This is a genomic window from Escherichia sp. GZ89, from assembly GCF_019366485.1.
Lineage (GTDB): Bacteria > Pseudomonadota > Gammaproteobacteria > Enterobacterales > Enterobacteriaceae > Escherichia > Escherichia fergusonii.
Window position 1 is genome coordinate 1 of record NZ_JAEOHX010000004.1, and the last position, 20,785, is coordinate 20,785.

Below are 20,785 nucleotides of genomic sequence, written 5' to 3' on the forward strand. Positions count from 1 at the left end.
CCTCTCGCAGCCTTGCGCTTATCTTCTTTAATCTTGAAATAAAGGTTTGTCAGGTACGTCAGCAGGCCAAATACCAGGCTACCCAGCACACCTATTGCTGCCCACTGTGAGGGCGTGACTTTATCGAGCAGCTGTAAAAACCAGTAACCGGCACTACCTGCTGAGGTGCCATAGGCGACACCCGTTGTTAACTTATCCATGGATTTCATAACCCCACCTCGCAGATGCGGGTGCTGTGTAATGGAAATAAAAAGGCCACCTGCGTGGCCACCAGATTATTTCCCCACCAGCTCGTTTATCTCTTTCACTGTCTGGTTAAACCGCTCTGACTCAAGCTCAACACCTAAGGCCCGACGCCCCAGCGCCATTGCTGCTTTTATTGTGGAACCGGATCCCATAAAAAAATCAGCAACCAGATCACCAGGTCGACTACTGGCATTGATTATTTGCCTGAGCATATCCGCCGGTTTCTCACACGGATGTTTCCCCGGGTAGAACTGAACGGGTTTATGCATCCAGACATCGGTATAAGGCACGGAGACTGATACGGAGAAATAGCGCCGGAGAGATTTAAACTCATCCAGCAATTCAGAATATTTGCGATTCAGTGAATCATAAGATGCCACCAGCTGGTGGTGTGGTTGTTCCAGTTGTTGTTCCTGAAACTTCTCTGCCGCTATACGGGAAAACAGTGCCTGTAACTTCCGATAGTCAGCCTCATTCGGCAACTGCCACTGACTGGCACCAAACCAGTGGGAAACCATATTTTTCTTACCTGTGGCTTCGGCAATTTGTTTTGCCGTTATACCCAGTTCGGCACGAGCATCCCTGAAATACGATATCAGCGGTGCCATTATGTGCTGTTTGAGTTCCCTTTCTTTTGCTGCATAGCCGTCACTTTTGCCGCGATATGGCCCCTGGTAATGTTCAGCAAACAGAACGCGCTCTGTGGCAGGAAAATATGCGCGCAGACTTTCTTTATTACACCCATTCCAACGTCCGGACGGCTTCGCCCAGATGATATGGTTAAGCACGTTGAAACGTTCACGCATCATGATCTCAATATCAGATGCCAGGCGATGCCCACAGAACAGGTAAAGGCTTCCGGCAGGTTTTAACACCCGCCAGAACTGGGCCAGACAGTGGTCCAGCCACTTAAGGTAATCTTCGTCCCCTTTCCACTGATTGTCCCAGCCGTTGGGTTTCACCTTGAAGTACGGCGGATCGGTAACAATCAGGTCAATGGAATCATCAGGCAGGGACTGAATAAAATGCAGGCAATCAGCGTTGATTAAATCAACACTGTTTATTTTTACAGTATTTTTCATGGATCAGTAAGCGTAACTCTGGTAGGCTCACTCTGCTTTTGCGCTAAAGCAGTGGGCCGTGGTTCGCTTGTGACCAGTAAGCATGAGCGAATGGCTGGCAGGTGCTACCAACACCCACCAGCCGCCCATTTTCACAGCAGGAAACCGCCATTACTGGCAGCGTCTGAATTTATTCCCGTACCCGCCGTTATCCTTCGCCAGCCCCGCCAGAACTAACTGAGTCAGTATTAACTGGCACCGGGCTTCGCTTACTCCGGTAGTTCTCGTCATCATGCGTGGCGTTACCCACTTGTCAGCAGGTAAGAAATGAAGGACTGCGGCGGCGGTTTCTGTCATATCTTGCTGTTTTAGCATGTCTTTTTCCCTTCTGGTTAACATGACATACCAATAACTCTTGTCTAAAAAGCCAGCAAGATAAAAAGTCAGTATTCACGACCACCAGCGTGTTTACTGTACTGCACCAAGTTTACGGGTACAAAAAACCCGCTCAGTGGCGGGTTGCTATCACAGCTATATATTTACTTATTATGCCGTTACTAACATTTATCTTCGACATATAATCGAAAACAAGGTTTGCTTAAAACTCTGCCTTCATTTTATCCGGGAATTTTTTATTTGCAGCATAATAACTACCAAGTACATAAGCGTTCATTTGCTGCTCTACATCAACCCGACATGCCGCACTAGAACAAGCTCCACTGATAAGCCCAAAAGAACTCCCTTTAGCAGAGAGATCAGCTTTGATTTCCTCTACAGTGTTTTTCCCCATAGCAACTACACACCCTGTCACAATATATCTAGCTTTCACATCATCCATGCTAAGGATAGTAGTTTTCGCAATTTTGCTGTATCCATCATTTTTATAAACATCCATGGCAAACGCACGGCAATCTGTATAATACGGACTTGCTTTAACTTGCGAATACTCAGGTAATTTCATACCTGCACAACCAACTAAACAAAAACCTATCGCTGCTATTAATACCTTTTTCATTACAGTCATAACCTAGAAGCATCATTGAAACTAATTTATTAAATAACCATCGAGTTTCTGGAATACAGACGTTAACCATCTCTCCAAAATCTAAAAGATAATAAGAAAAAATGTTTAACGCACCAATCCATTTCATAGTTTCATGAGACATCAGGCACAAAAAAACCCGCTCAGCGGCGGGTTTTTGACATTTACCAACGGTAGACATACAAGGCCCATCGTTGAGAAAATCTTATCCATATTTTTTGAAAAATGCAAGTATCACGTCGACATCTTCGGCGAAAATTATCTATCTTGTCACTTTTCTCAATTGCGATTCAGCATACGCTTCTTCCTGCCAGCACTTTGTAACCAGTTTATTAATAACGTCTGCATATCCTTTGTACCACTGATAATCCGTCAGGTCCGGTACCAGTTTCTGGACATGATGCCGCGCCAGTGTGGTTGGTAAACGGCTAAACCGGTTGCCATTGCAACGCCCACAAATCTTATAAACAGGCACACCATGAAGCCGGGTTCTTTTTTCATCCAGGACAATACCTTTACCCTTACACCCTCTGCACGCTGTGCTGACTTCTCCCTTACCATGGCAATGCTGACATAGTTCCTTCACCCACTCTTCCTTGATAACAGATTCCCCGCTTCTGGAGTGTTTCACCACTTCGCGCAATACATTATGAAATCCAGTACCAGCACAATGCTCACAGCGAGCCTTACTTGCCGCAGACCTGGAATAATCAGCAAAGGCAAAATTCACAAGGTAAGGGATGATCTGTAACCGGGTTTCTTCACTCAATTTGTTCAATGTCGGGTTATCCAGTGCCATCGCGTAATTGAGCAGACCTTCAATCGCAAATTGAGGATCCTGAACACCAACTTTTGCCAGGAATAAGGCAAACCCAAGCGGTGCTTTCGACTGCACCATCCCCTGCGCAGCCATCACATCCGTAATCGTTAAACCACCTGAGCCTGTCGCCGGTGCGTCATCGCTCAATTTTGGAGATTTTGGGGAGTAATATTTTGGTAAGGCTTCAAGGTTCATGCTCGTTCTCCACTTACGCCAATACGCCAATTGCCAGCGCACGATCGATAAAACGAAATATCAGCTCCAGCTGGGAGCCATACTTCTCTTCAAATGCCACGGTATCCGCATGCAGCTCGTCGTGATGCTTTCTGCACAAAGGCAACACAAAGAGGTCATGCGCTTTTGTACCCATTCCACCCTGACCGTGGCCTATCAGGTGGTGGGGATCATCAGCAGGCTTTCCACAACATGCACACGGCTGTGTCTTAACCCAGCGCGTGTACTTTTCATTAACCCAGCGGCGGCGTTTTGGGCGTAACATAAAAGACTCCGGCGACTCCGGATCCACTTTCAGCGCCAGCACCTTTTTTGCCTTATCCTGGATGATGCTGGTGGCAGGAACCGAAGGCACAAGGTCACTTTCCCGGGTGACAGACGGCACAACAGGCTTCGGTAATCTCAGTGCCTTACGGGCTGCACTTTCCGGTAAGGCATCCGCCAGGTCATTACGAATCAGCCACCAGCACAGTTCCGGCATTGTCACAACGTGACTATCATCAAAACCGAGATCCCGACGCACAACAGACAACACCCAGCGGGCACAGTTATCCGTTGCCATTGATTCCAGCCGTTCCGTGAACTGATCGCGCAGCTGGTTATCGCAGTGCCAGCACAGACGGATTGCGCCCGGAGCGTGTCGCATTGTGGTCATGTTCTCGCTGTGCCAGTCGGAATGAGGCCACTGGCAGCCTTTTTCACGAAGTAACCAGCTTTCAAGACATTCCACGCCACCAGCACGACGGATCACTGCCTCATTGCGGAACACGGCCCGAACGGCAGGATCATCCGCCAGCGGTTGTGATGCCGCCGGAACGGCACCACTGGCGAAAGATGAATAACGTTCCGGCTCAGGCTCCAGCAGAACACGCCCCTGCATAAACAGGGGCATCAGCTCTGAACCTGGCCTGAACAATACGATCCCCATACGCGGGGCAATTTCAGGGGTCAGTAGTGCTCTCACGGTCACCTCAATGAACGGTATCGAGCAGCTTTAACAGCTCAGGGAATCGGGATTCGAAGAAATGCGGCTGCGTCTCGCGCGGATTTGCAGGACTGGTGATGTTCTTGCCGAACATGCAGCCTTTCGCCGTCAGCGACCAGAATTTTTTGATGTTGTTAATCGCGGTACGGCTGTATCGTTCGCGCTGCTCGACGATCCCCAGTTTCACCATCTGGTGATATGCCTGATTAGCCGTCAGGCGTATACCATACTGTTTCAGCAGTGCACTCAGTGACAGTGTCGGGCGACTTGAGCCATCGTGTGCATCAGCAGGAGCATCAATGGCATAGCGCGGTGCCAGATTCGGTAAGCCAACAGCCTCCTGAAGTTTCTGACAGGCACCAAGCACTGATGAGTTAGACAGATTTAACTCCCGACGCATAAAATCCAGCAGAATCACGCCAGCCTGCATCTTGTCAGCAGCCTGCCCGGATAATTTTTCCGGTGCGCTGGTTACCATGTCGAAAGTGCGGATCACCTTCAGATGGAATGACGGGCTGATCCACATTGCATAGGCATACACCAGTTCTTTGCAGACATACGTTCCCCGTTCATTTCCCCCATGAATCACACTCACCGGGTCAACACCCAAATTCTGGGTGTTGGTCAATTCATGAACAAGTTCAACAGTTTGTTGGCTGGAAAGAAACTTTCCTGGCTCCTTGGTTCTGGCATTTGCACCAGATGCTACTGCTGCGCGATGCAGATCGTTCAGGCTGTAACGCCCATAAGCATCACGACGAACTTCAATACCATCAATGACCATCAGATTATTCATACTTCGTTTCTCCTCTTGCTCAGGCGGCTGCACCCGCCGTTTTCTCGTACTTACTGATAGTGATCTCGACCTTCCCTTCCGGGATAACCGGTCCCCACTCCACCAGCATTCTTTTCACCTGGCTGTCGTCTTCCCACACACCCGCGTGGGTCAGGGCGTCAAACAGCGCCTTGTTATAGTTATCCAGATCGCGGATCCTGTTATCCGGAGGAAACAACACGATCTCCACTGAAGCAGGTGCCGACGTTGGTTTCGGCAGACGACGTAACTGCTCAACTATTGCTGCGCACGCCGCGCTCTGGAATTTTCGCCCCGCCGCGCTTATCAGGCTCTTACCTGCAAACGCCCCTTTGTTAGGGTGTCGCCAGTACGTGTTCACGCTGGGCGGGAAAGGCAGGATAAGCTTCATACTTTCAGGCCCCTCTCATGTAACCAGTGAGTTGCACGCAGCCTGGCGTTTTCCTCACCGGCAAGCAGTGCGCGGATAATCCCGACCGCCTCGCTGTCGTCGTCCTTCACTGCGGTATGAAGCGTTATCCCCCGGGCCACGCCACGCTTTATTGTGATGACGCCTTTTTTCTCCAGTGCGCGAAGATGCTCCACCGCTGCATTCACCGAACGGTATCCCAGCATGGTTGCCACCTCCTGATTGGTTGGCGGGAAGCCACGTTCTTTCTGGTAAGAAATCAGCATATCCAGCACCTGCTGCTGGCATTGAGTTAACGTCGTCATGCCGCCATCTCCCTGACCAGTTTTTCTGCCTGCTGGCGAACCTGCGCCAGAAACGCCTCACCACATGCCTCAAGTTCATCGCGCCCGATGTAGCTGATTGCCGGTCCCTTCCAGGTCTTATCGAAAACAGCAATAGCACCAGCGAAGAACGCTCCTGTCGGCACCTGCTTCTCGTCCTTCGGGATAAACCAGGCAGGCAGTTCAAAACCAATACGCCCGCGAATAAAAGCAATATGGTCCGCATCTTCCGGCCACCACACTTCGCTGGTGGCAGCTTTGATCAGGAAAACATAGCGCCCGCCCTTATCACGCATGGCACTGGCATGTTTCATGATGTAACGCATGCCGGTGATGTATTGCCCCTCATGCTGACTGGCGCGGCTGTATGGGGGATTACCAAAGGCAGCACCTTTAAGCTCCGCAAGGCGTTCTGACCAGTCATGCGCCAGCGCGTTGTCTTCCGCCGTGTAATACGCGGCACATTTGGCGTTATCACCGTCAGTGAACAGATCCAGAACAAACGGGCCAAACAGGGTGTTAATTCCCCAGAAAATGTTGTCCGGCGTGCGCCACTGATCGCCCACTTCCTTCAGTTCATGGGCTGGTTTGTTTCGCAGCTCCACCAGCGCCTGGCAATATTTATTACTCATTAAGCCCCCACGTAATTCCCTGACAGATACCACTCATCACCAGATACAGCGCGCTTGCTGCTTTTCCGTAAGCACCGCTCACGGCGCGCCAGAAAATTGTTTCGTTCTGACTGGGAGTGGCTTTCACGGAATGCCTCCATCCACACCGTTGCAGCACGACGGAATAAACCTCTGGACTCCAGATCTTCTGCCTGCTGAATCAGGCGCAAAATCACCCGCTGATCATTAGTGCCGACGTAGCTTTTACTGGCCACACTCATATGCTTCAGCACCGGCTCAGGTGGCAACACAGCCTTGCGAGAAAAATGCTTGTGTGTTTTGCCTTCACTGCGATAAGCGACACGTCTGCACTGGCGTAACTTACTGGTCGTATTCAGTACACGGGGACGTGGAAAGTATGCAAACGCATTCGCAATATCACCGGTCGTACATCCAGGATTGCTTTCAATGAATTTTTGAATCTCACTCATCAGGCTCATGATCAACCCCTGAACCCTGCCGGGATCTGGCTATAGTCCACATTGTTGTAACTGGCTTTGAAGTACGGGTCTTCGCATCTGGCTGCCGATACCGCAGGAACTTCCCAGGATTCTTCGAAATGACGATCCGGACCAAAGAACGTGACAGCCTGTTTCACAAATTGTGTGCCGCTGTTACCCATCGCAGATACCCAGCCCGCATAGCGTTTCACACCTTCCAGCATGGTTTCGGGGTTTACCCCCTCGTTCAAACGGGCTTTCCAGGCTTTGAAGGCCGCTGATTTTGAATTGCCACCAGCACGTTTGGGATATGCCAGCCATGCCTGCTCAAACTCCGGAGAGTATTCCGGTCGGTTTGAACGAACTCGCACAGACTCATCAGCAGATGCACCAACAGCTATTGGTTCATTGACTGGTTCATTGACTGGTTCAAAAGAGTGACTGGTTCTGGGTGAATCTCCTGCACTACCCCCTGGTGCAACTCCTGCACTACCTGGTGAATTTGCTGCACCAGATAGTGAATTATTTGCACTACCCCCTAGTGAATCTCCTGCACCATCAAGATGAAGGAGATAGATATTACTTGAGTTACCTTTTTCACCTTTCCGGGTGACTTTTTTTACCAGCCCGGAATCACAAAGAGCCGCAATATGATTCATCACAGAACGTTTGCTAATCTCGCACTGGTCAGCAATATGCTGGTAGCTGGGCCAGCACTCACCCTGATCGCTGGCATTATCAGCCAGCTTGATCAGAACCAGTTTTCGCAATGGATTACCCACTCGAATTTTCATCGCTTTAACCATCAGCTCCATACTCATGCTGCACCTCCGAGATGCTTCATGTTTTTTCCAGAGCGAAAGGCTATAAGCGGCATACTGACGCGGTAATTACGGCCCAGCGGTTCACAAATCACTTTCTGACATTCACGGTCAACCAGGCTAACACGTAGAACATGCCCTGCAGGCGTGGTGTACCACTGACCCGGACGAGGACAACGGAAGGTCTGATTGGTAAACCGTTTGAAAATATTCCGGATCATTTGCGCCCCCTTACCTCTGAAGGGTTCAGCGACAAATTTATGAGGCAGGCCAGCGCCGAAGCATCATTAATATAGTCATATAAGCTAACAGCCAGCGGAGATTCGGCTTTTGCCAACATAGGATAAAGCTGCTGCAGCCAGACCTGATGAATTGATGAAATGTAGGAACAGAGAACGCTGGCGTTATGTGCAACGTCGCTCGGTACAGAGGGCTTTGAAAGCTGTTTCTCCATCTGGTTAAAGGCATTGATATATGCCTCTTTGAACTGGGCAGCACGTTTACCCGTGAAACCCATAGCAAGAAACGCAAAGCCGTCGCGGGTTATTTGATAGCAAGGTAGTTTGCGGCCTGATGCGTCGATGTACTCACTGGGCTGAAAATTCAGCTCTGTAAATTCGGCAGAGCATTCAAGAGACGCAATTTTTTGAATGACGTTTTTGTGTTGTTTGCCGAAATAACTAGCAACAGCCAGAGAAGAAGTAACAACTTTGCCTGCAATAATGCAAAGTTCAGGTTGTACTAAGGCAGGGATCGTAGCCATGATGGCAGCCTCCGATAACAGTGAATTACCTTCACCACCGGAAACGCCAATTTCGCTGGTGGTGAACTGAACGGGGTTGGCGTAACCGGCGTTATCGGAAACCGGCGCACCTTTCGGTGCCCCCGTCCAGCCCACCATAATTTGGGTGTGCGCAGACGCAGACGATAAAAAAGACGCTGGCGCGTCATATATCGCCGATAACATTTCCAGGACGCCAATCCCGGCACCCGCTTTATAAGGTGCCTGAACAGTGTAACGTCCCGGAATGACAGAATCAATGTGCTGGTGGTTCTTCGCACTCAACAAAATCACGCCTGAATTTCCACAAAGGACTAAAGCACTCATGCGGGTAGTCTTTGCGAAGATAGATAACGCGCTGTGTTTCTGGCTCCCAACGAATAACATGGACATAAAGCCCTCTTCCGTCACGAAACCAGCGGTTAAGTTCCTGCACAACTCGCCCCCCACAGTCAGGTAAAGTTCTCTGTGGTTACTTACAGCCAGGTGATTTGATAATCTGCATTCATGCCGTAACAACAGGTGTTCAGCCACGCTGACCACCAGCTGTTGCGGCAAACGGTTATTTGCCGTTAAACTGTTCATGCGTTAGTTTCTCCACAGACACAAAACGCCACGGCGCCCGGAGCTGCACACTCGCGGGCGTCACTCTTTTCTGGAGCGCAAAAGATTTTGTAGACCAGTGCTGCATGCTCCTGGAGCTTCGAAATTGACAGATACAACTCATCATTAATTGCTGTCTGCTCGTGTGGCTCCACGACCCCATCTTCGATTGCCGAACGAATCTGCTTTGAGTAACTCCCGATCTGTTCGATGACCTCCAGCAGGCGCTGGTTTATATCGGCGTTCTCTACTTCCTCAATTTCAGGAAGCGATACGAACACCCCACCAGCAGACTGTGCGACAGCATCCGCAATGTAGTGAGTGCCAGCCGCGCGCTGTAAAACCATTGCCCATCCCAACGGAAAAAACTGATCACCATCGGCACGAAGGCGGTTGAATAAAGCGTTTTCTGTTACATCGAGCCAGTCAGCCGCTTCAGCGTAACCACCCGGCAATGCCGCGATAGTTTTTCTGACAGCTTTCACGTACCAGTCAGGTTGTTTTTCCACTTTCCAGTGATGCTTACCCACGGCTTACCTCCTGTTCCTGTGGTTTAAACCCATTCTGGTTTTGGCTAGATTGAAAACGTGCCGGATAAAGAATCTGCATTTCGCTGATTTCACCCTTAAAAAAATTGGCCAGACGTTCTGCAAGGTCGATAGATGGAATTTGTTCCAGTCTTTCAATACGACTCAGCGTCGCTGGATTGACCTGAACGCCCGCAGCAACATGCTGCAAAGTAAATCCGTGCGCTTTACGCACATTCCGTAATGGTGATTGCATATAACCTCCACATATTGCGTGATAAGCATATTATTTCACGCAAATATTTTGCGCAAGTTGATTTGCTTAACGCGCAATAAAGAAATGTAATAAACGCATGAACATAGGAAATCGAGTCAGACAACTTCGCCAGGCGAAGAACATGAAAATCGCCGATCTCGCTGAAGCAATAGGAGTGGATGCGGCGAATATCTCACGCCTGGAAACAGGTAAGCAGAAACAATTCACTGAACAAGCCCTGAGTAATATTGCCAGGAGCTTAGGTGTTGATATTGCTGATCTCTTTACCTCAGACTTCAAAAGTAATACTGTATGTAAAAACAGTATTAGTGAGGATATTGCGCAGGTGAAGGATGTATTCCGTATTGAAATGCTGGATGTCAGTGCCAGTGCGGGAAATGGCCTTATCCAGGGCGGTGATGTCATTGATGTGATTCATGCCATCGAATACAGAACTGATAATGCTGTATCAATGTTCGGCGGACGACCAGCCAATCACATCAAAGTTATCAACGTTCGTGGGGACAGTATGTGTCCAACCATTGAGCCAGGAGATCTCATCTTCGTTGATGTCAGTATCAATCAGTTTGATGGAGATGGTATCTATGTATTTGGTTTTGATGATAAAATTTATGTCAAACGACTGCAAATGATACCTGACAAACTACTGGTGATTTCTGATAACCAGATTTACCGTGAATGGGGAATTACCAGCGAAAATGAACACCGGTTTATGGTCTTTGGAAAGGTCTTAATCAGCCAGTCACAAACCCTTAAGCGACACAATTAACCCTTACCTCCTCATCAATTAGCCACCCGAAGGTGGCTTTTCATTACCCACAAAATTGCATATCTCGCAATAAAAACACTTGCATAATGCGCAACTTCATTTTATCTTTCTTTCCAGACCAACAAACAAGGTACTAACAAAATTTGGTTGTAACACGGCGTATGGCACATGCGTCGTTAGCGGTCTGGTGACGTTAAAGGGGACAATCCACTCCTTGCTCGGGCAAACAAACCAGGTAGCCGGAATGTGCAAGTCAATGATGATGCTGATAAGACGCCTAACCAGCGTGGCGATTCGGTTTGACGCCTGGGAAGAGACCAGGGTGCAACGATGAGGGCATTTATGGAACCGCGACAAAGTGTGGTGCCGTAACTGGCTAAGTGCTCTCAGCGTTGTGGTGAATGCGCAGGCTGATGCGCGAAAGACATTGCAGCTATTGCGGAAAAGAGCTGTTCGGCGGGGCAATTAAACGCCCGTGAGAGTCTGAAATAACCGCAAGCCGGAGATCAGCACCGGTCACCACAACAGCCACTGCTTTGGCGGTACCAGTTTGTACACTTGCTTCCGGCTGGTACCGCTCTTTTTACAAAACAGAGAAGAGCATCACCGGACGACGGGCTCATAACCCAATCCATCCGGGCGGCTGTCACCGCAGGTGTTCTTCTCTGTTTTGTGGAGAAACCAACCGACCTTGCAGGGTCGATATGATGAGGAGCAGCAAAATGGCTAGCGAACGCAGTACTGATGTGCAGGCATTTATCGGGGAGCTGGACGGCGGCGTATTTGAAACCAAAATCGGCGCTGTTCTCAGTGAAGTCGCTTCCGGTGTGATGAACACGAAAACCAAAGGGAAGGTCTCACTCAACCTGGAAATCGAACCATTTGATGAGAACCGTGTGAAAATCAAACACAAACTATCATATGTTCGCCCGACTAACCGCGGGAAAATTTCCGAAGAAGACACCACCGAAACGCCGATGTATGTCAATCGCGGTGGTCGCCTGACTATTCTGCAGGAAGACCAGGGACAATTACTGACTCTTGCCGGTGAACCTGACGGAAAACTCCGCGCAGCAGGTCATTAATATCGTTCTTAATTAACTGATTATTTATCTCATCACTGAATATCTTTATATAGTGAGGACTTATTATGTCTCAGAACTTAGACGCAACCGCAATTAATCAAATCCATGCCCTTATTTCTGCTCAGGGTGTTAATGAAATTATCAGTAAGATTGGTGCCGATGCTGTGGCATTGCCTGAGAATTTCCGCATTCATGATCTGGAAAAATTTAATTTAAATCGCTTCCGTTTCCGTGGTGCGCTTTCCACTGCCAGCATCGATGACTTTACCCGTTATTCTAAAGATCTTGCAGATGAAGGCACCCGCTGCTTTATCGATGCTGATAATATGCGAGCCGTCAGTGTGCTTAACCTAGGTACTATTGATGAACCAGGTCACGCAGATAACACCGCCACTCTCAAACTGAAAAAGACAGCACCGTTCTCTGCACTGTTGTCTGTTAACAGCGAGCGTAACTCCCAGAAGTCACTGGCAGAATGGATTGAAGACTGGGCCGACTACCTTGTGGGTTTTGATGCTAATGGTGACGCTATCCAGGCAACAAAATCGGCTGCGGCTGTCCGTAAAATCACGATTGAAGCAAACCAGACCGCTGATTTTGAAGATAATGACTTCAGCGGCAAACGCTCCCTGATGGAGTCTGTCGAAGCGAAGACCAAAGACATTATGCCAGTGGCATTTGAATTTAAATGCGTTCCGTTTGAAGGTCTGAAAGAACGTTCTTTTAAATTACGCCTCAGCATTATCACTGGCGATCGTCCTGTACTTGTTCTGCGCATTATTCAGCTGGAGGCTGTGCAGGAAGAAATGGCTAACGAATTTCGCGATCTGCTTGTTGAGAAATTCAAAGACAGCAAAGTAGAAACCTTTATTGGTACTTTCACCGCCTGATTTGATTACTGCAAATGCCCCTGCGGGGGCATTTATGGAAACGTAATTAACTCAATAATCGCCGGATGGTGAGGGCTTCCTTTTACCAGAATTCAGTGCGGTGCAGCGCAAATAACGTGGAGAACAAAATGTCATTTATTAAAACTTTTTCTGGGAAGCATTTTTATTATGACAGGATAAATAAAGACGACATCGTGATTAACGATATCGCGGTTTCCCTTTCAAATATCTGTCGCTTTGCAGGACATCTTTCACACTTCTACAGCGTCGCCCAGCATGCGGTGCTTTGCAGCCAGCTGGTACCGCAGGAATTTGCTTTTGAAGCGTTAATGCATGATGCAACAGAAGCGTATTGCCAGGACATCCCGGCTACACTGAAACGCCTTCTTCCTGATTATAAACGGATGGAAGAAAAAATAGACGCCGTAATCCGTGAGAAATACGGGTTACCCCCGGTTATGAGCACACCTGTGAAATATGCCGATCTCATCATGCTGGCAACCGAACGCCGCGATCTCGGACTTGATGATGGCTCTTTCTGGCCTGTACTGGAAGGCATCCCGGCAACAGAGATGTTCAAAGTTATTCCACTGGCTCCGAGCCATGCCTACGGGATGTTTATGGAGCGCTTTAACGAGTTATCGGAGTTACGCACATGTGCATGAGTCTTTCAACCGAACAATCACTGGAGGGGCAGCAATGAACAACTTAATGACAACAAAACAAGTCGCCGAATTCTGTGGCGTTTCAATATCGACGGTGCTTCGCTGGAACAGCGTAAACAGGAGGACTGGCCAGAAATACAGACCAGATTTTCCAGATCCTGATATTAAATCCTGCCCAAATAAATGGGCATCACGCAAGATATATAGGTTTGCTGGAGTAATAGAGTAACAAACATTAGCTCAAATGAGAGCTGGCACAGATATGGCACAGACCAAACAAATCTGACTGTCTGCTCTGTGCCAGGAGCAGCCATTGCTAAGTCCATCCTGTATTGTGCAGGTCAGCTCGTTTTTAAAGAGTCCGGCCATCATCTTACTGGTACAGACACCATATACTTTGTGACGGTCAGGCTACATATGCACAACTCAACTTATTCATCTATTTTTTGCTTTAGCATGTCAGTGTTGCTTTCTCGTCGGCGGGTGAGCGGTGACCTGACCTGTCGATAAAGGAACGTAGCACGTTTTATGCAACACCCGCATGCGGCAGAAAATTATTGCCGAACGTTTACCCCTGTCAACAAGCTTTACTTTTTGAGGCGCGCCAGCCCGCGAGGAAAACAATCTGAACATCAAATAATTAATGACACAAGAAATACGATTAAAGATTTTTTTGTGCATGCCGATAGTGCTTTTTTAAAAGGAGAAATCTATGTCTGTCACAATTCAGGGGAATACCTCAACCGTTATTTCAAACAACTCCGCCCCGGAAGGAACATCAGAAATAGCCAAAATCACAAGACAAATTCAGGTGCTGACTGAAAAGCTTGGGAAAATCCCATCGGAAGAGGGGATGACGACACAGCAGAAAAAAGAAATGGCTGCATTGGTACAGAAGCAAATTGAAAGCCTCAGGGCTCAACTGGAGCAGTTGTTAAGGCAGCAGGCAGAGAAAAAGAATAAAGACGCGACAGTTCAGCCTGATAAAAAAGAAGAGAAAAAAGACGATACAAATACCGCTGGCACCATTGATATTTACGTCTAAGTGACAGCCGTATTGTGGCCCTCATCGGGCCACTTTTCGCCATCAGCCTTTTCTTTAAAGACATATTATCTTTGTATCATTTCTGATAGTTAACATTACAAGATATAAGTAATGGACGCACTCCCAATTAGTCTATTTAAATCGCCACGAGTTTAACTGACAACCCATGATCAATTATGAATTGCAACTATTTCTGTAGTCACTTTTGTGGGGACAGTCCACAAAACTGCCAACTTCCGCTTCTTGCTCAAAGCGGACTGTCAGTTGCTGTCTGAACCAGTACAAGTAACGATCGATTCAACTCTCTCCCACCATGCCTGGTAAGCTTTACGCTGTTCTTCTAAATAATCGCTCTTGTCATAAACCTGCCATACCCCTGGCAGTTTATGACCGAGCATTATTTCTGCAATATGAGGCGCAGTAAGATCAGAAAAGTTTGTTCGTGCTGTTCGTCTCAAATCATGAAGAGACCAATGGGGGAATTGATACCCTAAACGCCGCCATGCGTACTGCATTAAATTGTAAGGCAGCGACTGCAATGATGTCCGACCAACGGGTTCCCTACATCCTTCCTTAGTAAAAAGCATATCGGAACCATTGTTCATAGAGATAACGTACTTTATAAGCTCTTCAACCGGTTCAATAATGGGGCGCTTTAGCGGTTCACCTGTTATATCCCCTGTCTTATGTCGTTCTGGCGGTACAGTCCATACCTTATTAATGAAATCAAAATCATCCACCCTAGCGGTAATTAGCTCTGAACTACGGCAGCCAAAATGCAGCAATAGTTTAATGAAGGCCCGGTATTTAGGAACCATTCGAGAACCATCGATCGCAGCATAAAGGATTTTAATTTCATCATGTGTCAGAAACCGTTTCTTCTGACCTTTACGGATATCCATATCTTTACCCGTGATATCCGACAGCGGGCGAGTTTCAATAAGCTTTCTCTTATACGCCCAGACGTGGGCCTGCTTTGCGTTAATTAGCAATCGGTCTGCTATTGCAGGAGTCTTAGTGCTAAGAGGCTCCAGGACTTCTAACCAATCATGCAATGTAGCTGCATCGTGAGGGATATTCCCGATTTTAGAGAACAGGTGCAGCTCAAACGAGCGGAGTATCTGTTCAGAACCTTTTTTATTTTTTACACAATATGCTTCATACCAAGCACGGATCACAGACTCTACCGTCATGGCTTCAGTAGCTTTTCGTTTTTCAGCCTGCTTGACCAATCGTGGATTGCGGTTTGACTCGAGTTCACCACGAAGACGGATAACTTCTTCTCTGGCCTCTTTTAGTCCAGTTGCCGGGTAAGTTCCGATATCAAGACGCTCACCTTTCCCCGCCCACTGATAACGATATTGGAACACTACGCGACCTTTCGGTGATACTCTAACAGACAGACCATCACGATCGGATTTAACCAAAACCTTATCACGTTCCTTTCCAACGACTGAACGCAACCACGCATCAGACAGCGCCATTACTCACCTTGTACAAATCGCAAAACACCTCTGCTGCTTTGTACATTATGTACAAGCATATGTACAGATTTTTGATGAAAGCAAGCTGATCGATTTAAAGTTACATGAAAGAACTTTCAATTAAAGAAGCCACATAACTAAATGTATTTAAATGATTTATATAGCTCAACCTCAATTAACTGAAAGGATTTTGAAAGAGTAAAAGAGCTTTAATTTGGGGTTAATTATTGGGGTGAGAAATAATGGCAAAAGTGCGGCGCTTCGCCACCTCTTGCAAATAAGGAGACAACGTCATAATTCTTTCTTCTTGAGTAAGCGGCATCGCGCCGCGCTTGTTGAAAACGAAAAATTGCGGCTATTTTACCCATCAATGGGGGGGAGGCAATCAGTGTTTACACAGGAGCTGCTCCAGTTCGTGCAACGAAGAAACGGTCCAGGTAGGCGCGATGCCTTCTGGTTGCTCGCGATTGTGAGCATTCAGCCAGCAGGTCGCAAGCCCGGCGTTGATGCCACCGAGAATATCGGACTCGGCAGTGTCGCCAACCATCAGCACGCGTGAACGGTCAGGATTGCCCGCCTGTTCCAGCGCATAATCGAAAATTTTCTTATTCGGTTTGGCTACGCCAACTTCTTCGGAAATCACCAACAAATCGAAATAATCACGCAGGCCCGTGCGTTCCAGACGCACTTGCTGCAAGGCGCTAAAGCCGTTGGTGATGATGCCGATTTTGGCGTTGCCGCGAATGGCATTAAGCAGGGAAACCGCGCCCGGCAGCGGTGTGCAAATTTCCGCCATCGCATTAATGAAGGCCTCGTTGAGTTTACCTGGCTCGACGTTCAGCCGTTCGGCCCAGCTCTCAAAACGCCCGTGCTGAAGCTGTAATGAAGTGATCGCACCGTTTTGATAATCTACCCACAGGGGCTTGTTAACGGCCTGATAGTCCTGAAAATCTTCAGCGGTAAAAGTGACGCTGTAATCAAGAAACATCCGCTGCAGGCCGGTGAACGAGTCAAAGGTAAACAGCGTTTCATCGGCATCAAAGAAAATCCAGTCCCACTTCATTATTCCACCTTGTCTTACATACTGATTGGCAACGCCATGATGATGGCGTCTTCGCGACCGTCCTTGGTGGGGTAGTAATTGCGGCGAATCGTCGCCTCGTTAAAGCCTAAACTTTCGTACAGGGCAATGGCGGCAGCGTTTGAGGCACGGACTTCCAGCCATAGTGTCGCCACGCCGCGTTTTTCCAGTTCGTCGATCAGATGTTCCAGCAGCGCCCTTCCCAGCCCCTGACGCTGATAGTCGGGATCGACCGCAATATTGAACAATGTAGCTTCATCCAGCACCACTTGCGTAATCGCAAACGCCGCCATTTTGCCGTTTTGCGTTAACTGAAAGTTGAGATAACGCCCGCCCTGATTACTGGCAAAGGTTTTTTCACTCCACGGAAAGGCGTGGGCGCGTTGTTCAATGTGGAAAGCCGCTGGTAAATCAGTCGTTTCGAGGGAAGAAATCGTGTTCATATGTGCAAATTTGTTGCCATAACGCGGCGCGTGCCGTTGGGTTTGCCCGTAATTCGGTGAGCGCCGGTGATGCCACCTGAGCGCCTTCCAGTGATAGCGGTTCGTCAGTACCCAACCGCCAGCTGTTGCAGCGACTGCCTTGCGGCAGCATCGCGATTTTTTCTGGCGTCAGTTGCAGCACTTGATCGGGGCTGACGGTTAATGCGCGCAGAACATCGCTCACCAGAGGATCGGTCAGGGCGGGAAGATCGTTTGCCACCATCACCAGACGGACGTGTGCCGGGATCGCAATGGCAATCTCCCCCTGCAACGTGCCAGGGCGACGCAGCGACCACTGGGTAATGCCCAGTTGCTGTAACTGCCAGTCTCGTCGGGATGTCATAGCGAATCGCTCCTGTTGTCAGGGGCGCAAATATAGCAAATTCGTCGATACCGCGCCAACATATGGCTATAATCGCCGCCAGTATCAATTGAGGAGCATTCCATGTCTGCATTTACCCCGGCAAGTGAAGTCTTGCTGCGTCACAGTGATGATTTCGAACAAAGCCGTATTCTGTTTGCCGGAGACTTACAGGATGACCTGCCCGCGCGTTTAGATACCGCGGCCAGCCGTGCTCATACCCAGCAGTTCCACCACTGGCAGGTGTTAAGCCGCCAGATGGGGGATAACGCCCGTTTTAGCCTGGTGGCAACGGCGGATGACGTCGCAGATTGCGATACGCTGATTTACTACTGGCCGAAGAACAAACCGGAAGCCCAGTTCCAGTTGATGAATTTACTTTCTCTGCTGCCGGTGGGGACGGATATTTTTGTCGTTGGCGAGAACCGCAGCGGCGTGCGCAGCGCCGAGCAGATGCTGGCAGATTATGCGCCGTTGAATAAAGTCGACAGCGCCCGTCGCTGTGGCCTCTATTTTGGTCGTCTGGAAAAGCAGCCGATGTTTGATGCCGATAAATTCTGGGGCGAATACAGCGTCGATGGCCTGACGGTGAAAACGCTGCCTGGCGTGTTTAGCCGCGACGGTCTGGATGTCGGTAGCCAGTTGCTGCTCTCGACGTTAACTCCGCACACGAAAGGTAAAGTGCTGGATGTCGGCTGCGGTGCAGGCGTTCTTTCAGTTGCCTTTGCACGCCACTCACCGAAGATTCGTCTCACGTTGTGCGATGTTTCTGCGCCAGCAGTTGAAGCCAGCCGTGCAACACTTGCGGCCAACGGTATTGAAGGTGAAGTCTTTGCAAGCAACGTCTTTTCCGAGGTGAAAGGTCGCTTTGATATGATCATCTCCAACCCGCCGTTCCACGATGGGATGCAAACCAGCCTGGATGCGGCGCAAACGCTGATTCGCGGCGCGGTGCGTCATCTTAACAGCGGCGGCGAGCTGAGAATTGTGGCGAATGCCTTCCTGCCTTACCCGGACGTGCTGGATGAGACATTTGGCTTCCACGAAGTGATCGCGCAAACCGGGCGATTCAAGGTGTATCGCGCCATTATGACCCGCCAGGCGAAGAAAGGTTAAGTATCTGATATCTGTCGCCGCATACTGTGTCGGATGCGGCGTACACGCCTTATCCGACCGACAAACGAATTATCCACAATCCGCCGATGGCCATTTTTCCAGCAATTACACATCTGGCGATAATTAACTATTGACGAAAAGCTGAAAACCACTAGAATGCGCCTCCGTGGTAGCAATTCTTTTTAAGAATTGATGGTATGCGAAGGTGGCGGAATTGGTAGACGCGCTAGCTTCAGGTGTTAGTGTCCTTACGGACGTGGGGGTTCAAGTCCCCCCCCTCGCACCAAAAACCACGTTGATATTGCTCGCACTGGGCGAAGGTGGCGGAATTGGTAGACGCGCTAGCTTCAGGTGTTAGTGTCCTTTCGGACGTGGGGGTTCAAGTCCCCCCCCTCGCACCAAACGAGGCGATATCCAAAAAAGTAAGATGACTGTGCGAAGGTGGCGGAATTGGTAGACGCGCTAGCTTCAGGTGTTAGTGTCCTTACGGACGTGGGGGTTCAAGTCCCCCCCCTCGCACCAATTATCTTTACTTCCTCTCTTGTTTCTTCCTTGATTTATCATCCCTGATTCCCGTTCATTATCATCAGCATGACGCCAGCAATAAGCACCAGGCACGATGGTAGCAAAATGTAATGCCGTAACTGTTTGTGATACAACATCACCGGCGTCAACACCAATCCCATCAGAATGACAATCCGCCACTGATCCGGCGATAAATCCGCATACATCAGCCCTGCAATCAGCAATCCCGGCAGCAACACTCCCCAACCACTGCCCAGCATACGTTGCAACATGGTTTCATCTCTTTCATTGATAATGATAACCAATATCATATGATAATTTTTATCATTTGCAAGCCAGAGAAATCCCTTGCTATCGGATAAACCTATCGTTAGGATTAGCAATCATTATCATTTAGATTACTATCCCGATTATGGCCTATCGTTCCGCACCGCTCTATGAAGATGTTATCTGGCGAACGCATCTCCAGCCGCAGGATGCTGGGCTTGCACAAGCCGTACGGGCGACGATCGCCGAACATCGTGAACATTTGCTCGAGTTTATCCGTCTGGATGAACCCGCTCCGCTTAACGCCATGACGCTGGCGCAATGGTCATCACCGAATACGCTAAGTTCTCTACTGGCGGTCTATTCCGATCATATCTACCGCAATCAACCGATGATGATCCGCGAGAACAAACCGCTGATCTCACTATGGGCACAATGGTATATCGGCCTGATGGTGCCGCCATTAATGCTGGCGCTGCTGACGCAGGAAAAAGCATTAGATGTGTCGCCGGAACATTTCCACGTTGAGTTTCACGAAACCGGACGCGCCGCCTGTTTCTGGGTCGATGTGTATGAAGATAAAAACGCAACACCACATTCACCGCAGCAGCGAATGGAAACGTTAATTAGCAAGGCGCTTGTTCCGGTTGTGCAAGCATTAGAACCGACTGGAGAAATTAACGGTAAACTTATCTGGAGTAATACCGGTTATTTGATCAACTGGTATCTGACTGAGATGAAACAGTTGCTCGGCGAGGCGACGGTTGAATCGCTGCGCCATGCCCTCTTTTTTGAGAAAACGCTCACTACCAGTGAAGATAATCCACTCTGGCGTACCGTGGTGCTGCGCGACGGCCTGCTGGTGCGCCGCACTTGCTGCCAGCGTTATCGCTTACCGGATGTGCAGCAATGTGGTGACTGTACGCTGAAATAACTGAGGGTGAATATTTGCCAGTAATCG

General features: G+C 48.9%; 30 protein-coding genes, 3 tRNA genes and 1 pseudogene. 11 read left to right on the forward strand and 23 right to left on the reverse strand.

The window, feature by feature from the left end:
- The 17 genes from essD to K0335_RS08290 form a co-directional block, all read right to left on the reverse strand.
- The coding region (gene essD / locus K0335_RS08215) for a phage lysis protein EssD (RefSeq protein ID WP_001666404.1) at nt 1–209 on the reverse strand (209 nt) is incomplete at its 3' end.
- 66 nt (nt 210–275) lie between these two features.
- A complete protein-coding gene (locus K0335_RS08220; RefSeq protein ID WP_000799656.1) occupies nt 276–1,328 on the reverse strand; it encodes a site-specific DNA-methyltransferase in 1,053 nt (350 codons plus the stop codon).
- A gap of 150 nt (nt 1,329–1,478) precedes the next feature.
- Complete coding sequence (locus K0335_RS08225; RefSeq protein ID WP_000917724.1) at nt 1,479–1,682, reverse strand: hypothetical protein; 204 nt, start codon at nt 1,680–1,682, stop codon at nt 1,479–1,481.
- Nucleotides 1,683–1,905: 223 nt separating this feature from the next.
- On the reverse strand, nt 1,906–2,331 hold the full coding sequence (locus K0335_RS08230; RefSeq protein WP_000217632.1) for a hypothetical protein: 426 nt from the start codon (nt 2,329–2,331) through the stop codon (nt 1,906–1,908).
- A 280-nt stretch (nt 2,332–2,611) separates the two neighbouring features.
- The gene (locus K0335_RS08235) at nt 2,612–3,364 is read right to left on the reverse strand and encodes an antitermination protein (protein ID WP_001047112.1); all 753 of its coding nucleotides are present in this window, start codon (nt 3,362–3,364) and stop codon (nt 2,612–2,614) included.
- Nucleotides 3,365–3,377: 13 nt separating this feature from the next.
- Nucleotides 3,378–4,367, reverse strand: a complete 990-nt coding sequence (locus K0335_RS08240; RefSeq protein ID WP_001360050.1) for a DUF968 domain-containing protein — start codon at nt 4,365–4,367, stop codon at nt 3,378–3,380.
- Between the two features lie 7 nt (nt 4,368–4,374).
- Complete coding sequence (locus K0335_RS08245) at nt 4,375–5,184, reverse strand: KilA-N domain-containing protein (protein WP_001061438.1); 810 nt, start codon at nt 5,182–5,184, stop codon at nt 4,375–4,377.
- 19 nt (nt 5,185–5,203) lie between these two features.
- Entirely contained in the window at nt 5,204–5,593 is a 390-nt protein-coding gene (locus K0335_RS08250) for a RusA family crossover junction endodeoxyribonuclease (RefSeq protein ID WP_000767113.1), read from the reverse strand.
- A complete protein-coding gene (locus K0335_RS08255) occupies nt 5,590–5,916 on the reverse strand; it encodes a LexA family transcriptional regulator (RefSeq protein ID WP_000210156.1) in 327 nt (108 codons plus the stop codon). Before K0335_RS08255 ends, K0335_RS08250 begins: the two co-directional genes overlap by 4 nt.
- Nucleotides 5,913–6,566: a phage N-6-adenine-methyltransferase gene (locus K0335_RS08260; protein ID WP_000066917.1), complete on the reverse strand. Its 654-nt coding sequence runs from the start codon at nt 6,564–6,566 to the stop codon at nt 5,913–5,915. The genes K0335_RS08255 and K0335_RS08260 overlap by 4 nt, the downstream gene beginning before the upstream one ends.
- The gene (locus K0335_RS08265; RefSeq protein ID WP_219388856.1) at nt 6,566–7,045 is read right to left on the reverse strand and encodes a PerC family transcriptional regulator; all 480 of its coding nucleotides are present in this window, start codon (nt 7,043–7,045) and stop codon (nt 6,566–6,568) included. Before K0335_RS08265 ends, K0335_RS08260 begins: the two co-directional genes overlap by 1 nt.
- A gap of 2 nt (nt 7,046–7,047) precedes the next feature.
- Complete coding sequence (locus K0335_RS08270) at nt 7,048–7,866, reverse strand: helix-turn-helix domain-containing protein (protein ID WP_219388855.1); 819 nt, start codon at nt 7,864–7,866, stop codon at nt 7,048–7,050.
- Nucleotides 7,863–8,087, reverse strand: coding sequence for a hypothetical protein (locus tag K0335_RS08275; protein WP_000620696.1), 225 nt, complete (start codon nt 8,085–8,087; stop codon nt 7,863–7,865). The genes K0335_RS08270 and K0335_RS08275 overlap by 4 nt, the downstream gene beginning before the upstream one ends.
- The gene (locus K0335_RS08280) at nt 8,084–8,974 is read right to left on the reverse strand and encodes a Rha family phage regulatory protein (protein ID WP_223671933.1); all 891 of its coding nucleotides are present in this window, start codon (nt 8,972–8,974) and stop codon (nt 8,084–8,086) included. Before K0335_RS08280 ends, K0335_RS08275 begins: the two co-directional genes overlap by 4 nt.
- Nucleotides 8,904–9,083, reverse strand: a complete 180-nt coding sequence (locus K0335_RS22475) for a DUF4222 domain-containing protein (protein WP_223671932.1) — start codon at nt 9,081–9,083, stop codon at nt 8,904–8,906. The genes K0335_RS08280 and K0335_RS22475 overlap by 71 nt, the downstream gene beginning before the upstream one ends.
- A gap of 145 nt (nt 9,084–9,228) precedes the next feature.
- Nucleotides 9,229–9,780 carry a protein YmfL gene (gene ymfL, locus K0335_RS08285; protein ID WP_219388854.1) on the reverse strand — a complete coding sequence of 184 codons (552 nt, stop codon included), beginning with the start codon at nt 9,778–9,780 and terminating at the stop codon, nt 9,229–9,231.
- Nucleotides 9,773–10,033, reverse strand: coding sequence for a helix-turn-helix transcriptional regulator (locus K0335_RS08290; RefSeq protein WP_001191669.1), 261 nt, complete (start codon nt 10,031–10,033; stop codon nt 9,773–9,775). The genes ymfL and K0335_RS08290 overlap by 8 nt, the downstream gene beginning before the upstream one ends.
- Before the next feature lie 97 nt (nt 10,034–10,130).
- Here K0335_RS08290 and K0335_RS08295 point away from each other — a divergent pair, with 97 nt between their 5' ends.
- The 6 genes from K0335_RS08295 to K0335_RS08320 all read left to right on the forward strand — a co-directional run bounded on the left by K0335_RS08295 (nt 10,131) and on the right by K0335_RS08320 (nt 14,508).
- Entirely contained in the window at nt 10,131–10,823 is a 693-nt protein-coding gene (locus K0335_RS08295) for an XRE family transcriptional regulator (RefSeq protein WP_050922063.1), read from the forward strand.
- Nucleotides 10,824–11,545: 722 nt separating this feature from the next.
- Complete coding sequence (gene yfdP / locus K0335_RS08300) at nt 11,546–11,908, forward strand: protein YfdP (protein ID WP_000135680.1); 363 nt, start codon at nt 11,546–11,548, stop codon at nt 11,906–11,908.
- Nucleotides 11,909–11,973: 65 nt separating this feature from the next.
- A complete protein-coding gene (locus tag K0335_RS08305) occupies nt 11,974–12,798 on the forward strand; it encodes a YfdQ family protein (protein ID WP_000081304.1) in 825 nt (274 codons plus the stop codon).
- 128 nt (nt 12,799–12,926) lie between these two features.
- Complete coding sequence (yfdR, locus tag K0335_RS08310; protein ID WP_181198707.1) at nt 12,927–13,463, forward strand: 5'-deoxynucleotidase; 537 nt, start codon at nt 12,927–12,929, stop codon at nt 13,461–13,463.
- 234 nt (nt 13,464–13,697) lie between these two features.
- Nucleotides 13,698–13,973: a hypothetical protein gene (locus K0335_RS08315; protein WP_071529091.1), complete on the forward strand. Its 276-nt coding sequence runs from the start codon at nt 13,698–13,700 to the stop codon at nt 13,971–13,973.
- Between the two features lie 202 nt (nt 13,974–14,175).
- Nucleotides 14,176–14,508 carry a FlxA-like family protein gene (locus tag K0335_RS08320; RefSeq protein WP_073527871.1) on the forward strand — a complete coding sequence of 111 codons (333 nt, stop codon included), beginning with the start codon at nt 14,176–14,178 and terminating at the stop codon, nt 14,506–14,508.
- A gap of 260 nt (nt 14,509–14,768) precedes the next feature.
- Here the strand turns inward: K0335_RS08320 and K0335_RS08325 are convergent, their stop codons facing one another.
- The 5 genes and pseudogenes from K0335_RS08325 to holD all read right to left on the reverse strand — a co-directional run bounded on the left by K0335_RS08325 (nt 14,769) and on the right by holD (nt 17,898).
- The gene (locus tag K0335_RS08325; protein WP_001218281.1) at nt 14,769–15,992 is read right to left on the reverse strand and encodes a site-specific integrase; all 1,224 of its coding nucleotides are present in this window, start codon (nt 15,990–15,992) and stop codon (nt 14,769–14,771) included.
- Nucleotides 15,993–16,218: 226 nt separating this feature from the next.
- Nucleotides 16,219–16,287: pseudogene (locus K0335_RS22695) on the reverse strand (hypothetical protein); the annotation flags it as partial.
- A gap of 90 nt (nt 16,288–16,377) precedes the next feature.
- Complete coding sequence (gene yjjG, locus K0335_RS08330; RefSeq protein WP_000870712.1) at nt 16,378–17,055, reverse strand: pyrimidine 5'-nucleotidase; 678 nt, start codon at nt 17,053–17,055, stop codon at nt 16,378–16,380.
- Nucleotides 17,056–17,069: 14 nt separating this feature from the next.
- The gene (gene rimI, locus K0335_RS08335) at nt 17,070–17,516 is read right to left on the reverse strand and encodes a ribosomal protein S18-alanine N-acetyltransferase (RefSeq protein WP_104919927.1); all 447 of its coding nucleotides are present in this window, start codon (nt 17,514–17,516) and stop codon (nt 17,070–17,072) included.
- Nucleotides 17,485–17,898 (reverse strand): DNA polymerase III subunit psi, encoded by a 414-nt coding sequence (holD, locus tag K0335_RS08340; protein ID WP_219393790.1) that lies wholly within the window; start codon nt 17,896–17,898, stop codon nt 17,485–17,487. The genes rimI and holD overlap by 32 nt, the downstream gene beginning before the upstream one ends.
- Nucleotides 17,899–18,000: 102 nt before the next feature.
- Here holD and rsmC point away from each other — a divergent pair, with 102 nt between their 5' ends.
- From rsmC to K0335_RS08360, 4 genes are all read left to right on the forward strand, one after another.
- Entirely contained in the window at nt 18,001–19,032 is a 1,032-nt protein-coding gene (rsmC, locus tag K0335_RS08345; RefSeq protein ID WP_104919926.1) for a 16S rRNA (guanine(1207)-N(2))-methyltransferase RsmC, read from the forward strand.
- 199 nt (nt 19,033–19,231) lie between these two features.
- Nucleotides 19,232–19,318, forward strand: a tRNA-Leu gene (locus K0335_RS08350).
- 28 nt (nt 19,319–19,346) lie between these two features.
- Nucleotides 19,347–19,433: transfer RNA gene (locus K0335_RS08355), tRNA-Leu, on the forward strand.
- Between the two features lie 34 nt (nt 19,434–19,467).
- A tRNA-Leu gene (locus tag K0335_RS08360) sits at nt 19,468–19,554 on the forward strand.
- Between the two features lie 38 nt (nt 19,555–19,592).
- Here the strand turns inward: K0335_RS08360 and K0335_RS08365 are convergent.
- Complete coding sequence (locus K0335_RS08365) at nt 19,593–19,829, reverse strand: DUF1435 domain-containing protein (RefSeq protein ID WP_141095959.1); 237 nt, start codon at nt 19,827–19,829, stop codon at nt 19,593–19,595.
- A gap of 140 nt (nt 19,830–19,969) precedes the next feature.
- Here K0335_RS08365 and fhuF point away from each other — a divergent pair, with 140 nt between their 5' ends.
- Nucleotides 19,970–20,758, forward strand: coding sequence for a siderophore-iron reductase FhuF (fhuF, locus tag K0335_RS08370; protein ID WP_104919924.1), 789 nt, complete (start codon nt 19,970–19,972; stop codon nt 20,756–20,758).
- Nucleotides 20,759–20,785 lie beyond the last annotated feature (27 nt).

Coding starts and splice junctions, on each gene's coding strand:
- fhuF (WP_104919924.1), top strand. CDS start 19,970: ATGGCCTATCGTTCCGCACCGCTCTATGAAGATGTTATCTGGCGAACG.
- holD (WP_219393790.1), bottom strand. CDS start 17,898: ATGACATCCCGACGAGACTGGCAGTTACAGCAACTGGGCATTACCCAG.
- K0335_RS08265 (WP_219388856.1), bottom strand. CDS start 7,045: ATGAGCCTGATGAGTGAGATTCAAAAATTCATTGAAAGCAATCCTGGA.
- K0335_RS08220 (WP_000799656.1), bottom strand. CDS start 1,328: ATGAAAAATACTGTAAAAATAAACAGTGTTGATTTAATCAACGCTGAT.
- K0335_RS08250 (WP_000767113.1), bottom strand. CDS start 5,593: ATGAAGCTTATCCTGCCTTTCCCGCCCAGCGTGAACACGTACTGGCGA.
- yjjG (WP_000870712.1), bottom strand. CDS start 17,055: ATGAAGTGGGACTGGATTTTCTTTGATGCCGATGAAACGCTGTTTACC.
- K0335_RS08280 (WP_223671933.1), bottom strand. CDS start 8,974: ATGAGTGCTTTAGTCCTTTGTGGAAATTCAGGCGTGATTTTGTTGAGT.
- K0335_RS08275 (WP_000620696.1), bottom strand. CDS start 8,087: ATGATCCGGAATATTTTCAAACGGTTTACCAATCAGACCTTCCGTTGT.
- K0335_RS08295 (WP_050922063.1), top strand. CDS start 10,131: ATGAACATAGGAAATCGAGTCAGACAACTTCGCCAGGCGAAGAACATG.
- rsmC (WP_104919926.1), top strand. CDS start 18,001: ATGTCTGCATTTACCCCGGCAAGTGAAGTCTTGCTGCGTCACAGTGAT.
- K0335_RS08230 (WP_000217632.1), bottom strand. CDS start 2,331: ATGACTGTAATGAAAAAGGTATTAATAGCAGCGATAGGTTTTTGTTTA.
- yfdR (WP_181198707.1), top strand. CDS start 12,927: ATGTCATTTATTAAAACTTTTTCTGGGAAGCATTTTTATTATGACAGG.
- K0335_RS08270 (WP_219388855.1), bottom strand. CDS start 7,866: ATGAGTATGGAGCTGATGGTTAAAGCGATGAAAATTCGAGTGGGTAAT.
- yfdP (WP_000135680.1), top strand. CDS start 11,546: ATGGCTAGCGAACGCAGTACTGATGTGCAGGCATTTATCGGGGAGCTG.
- K0335_RS08235 (WP_001047112.1), bottom strand. CDS start 3,364: ATGAACCTTGAAGCCTTACCAAAATATTACTCCCCAAAATCTCCAAAA.
- K0335_RS08225 (WP_000917724.1), bottom strand. CDS start 1,682: ATGCTAAAACAGCAAGATATGACAGAAACCGCCGCCGCAGTCCTTCAT.
- K0335_RS08325 (WP_001218281.1), bottom strand. CDS start 15,992: ATGGCGCTGTCTGATGCGTGGTTGCGTTCAGTCGTTGGAAAGGAACGT.
- K0335_RS08260 (WP_000066917.1), bottom strand. CDS start 6,566: ATGAGTAATAAATATTGCCAGGCGCTGGTGGAGCTGCGAAACAAACCA.
- rimI (WP_104919927.1), bottom strand. CDS start 17,516: ATGAACACGATTTCTTCCCTCGAAACGACTGATTTACCAGCGGCTTTC.
- K0335_RS08290 (WP_001191669.1), bottom strand. CDS start 10,033: ATGCAATCACCATTACGGAATGTGCGTAAAGCGCACGGATTTACTTTG.
- K0335_RS08365 (WP_141095959.1), bottom strand. CDS start 19,829: ATGTTGCAACGTATGCTGGGCAGTGGTTGGGGAGTGTTGCTGCCGGGA.
- K0335_RS08305 (WP_000081304.1), top strand. CDS start 11,974: ATGTCTCAGAACTTAGACGCAACCGCAATTAATCAAATCCATGCCCTT.
- K0335_RS08320 (WP_073527871.1), top strand. CDS start 14,176: ATGTCTGTCACAATTCAGGGGAATACCTCAACCGTTATTTCAAACAAC.
- K0335_RS08245 (WP_001061438.1), bottom strand. CDS start 5,184: ATGAATAATCTGATGGTCATTGATGGTATTGAAGTTCGTCGTGATGCT.
- K0335_RS08255 (WP_000210156.1), bottom strand. CDS start 5,916: ATGACGACGTTAACTCAATGCCAGCAGCAGGTGCTGGATATGCTGATT.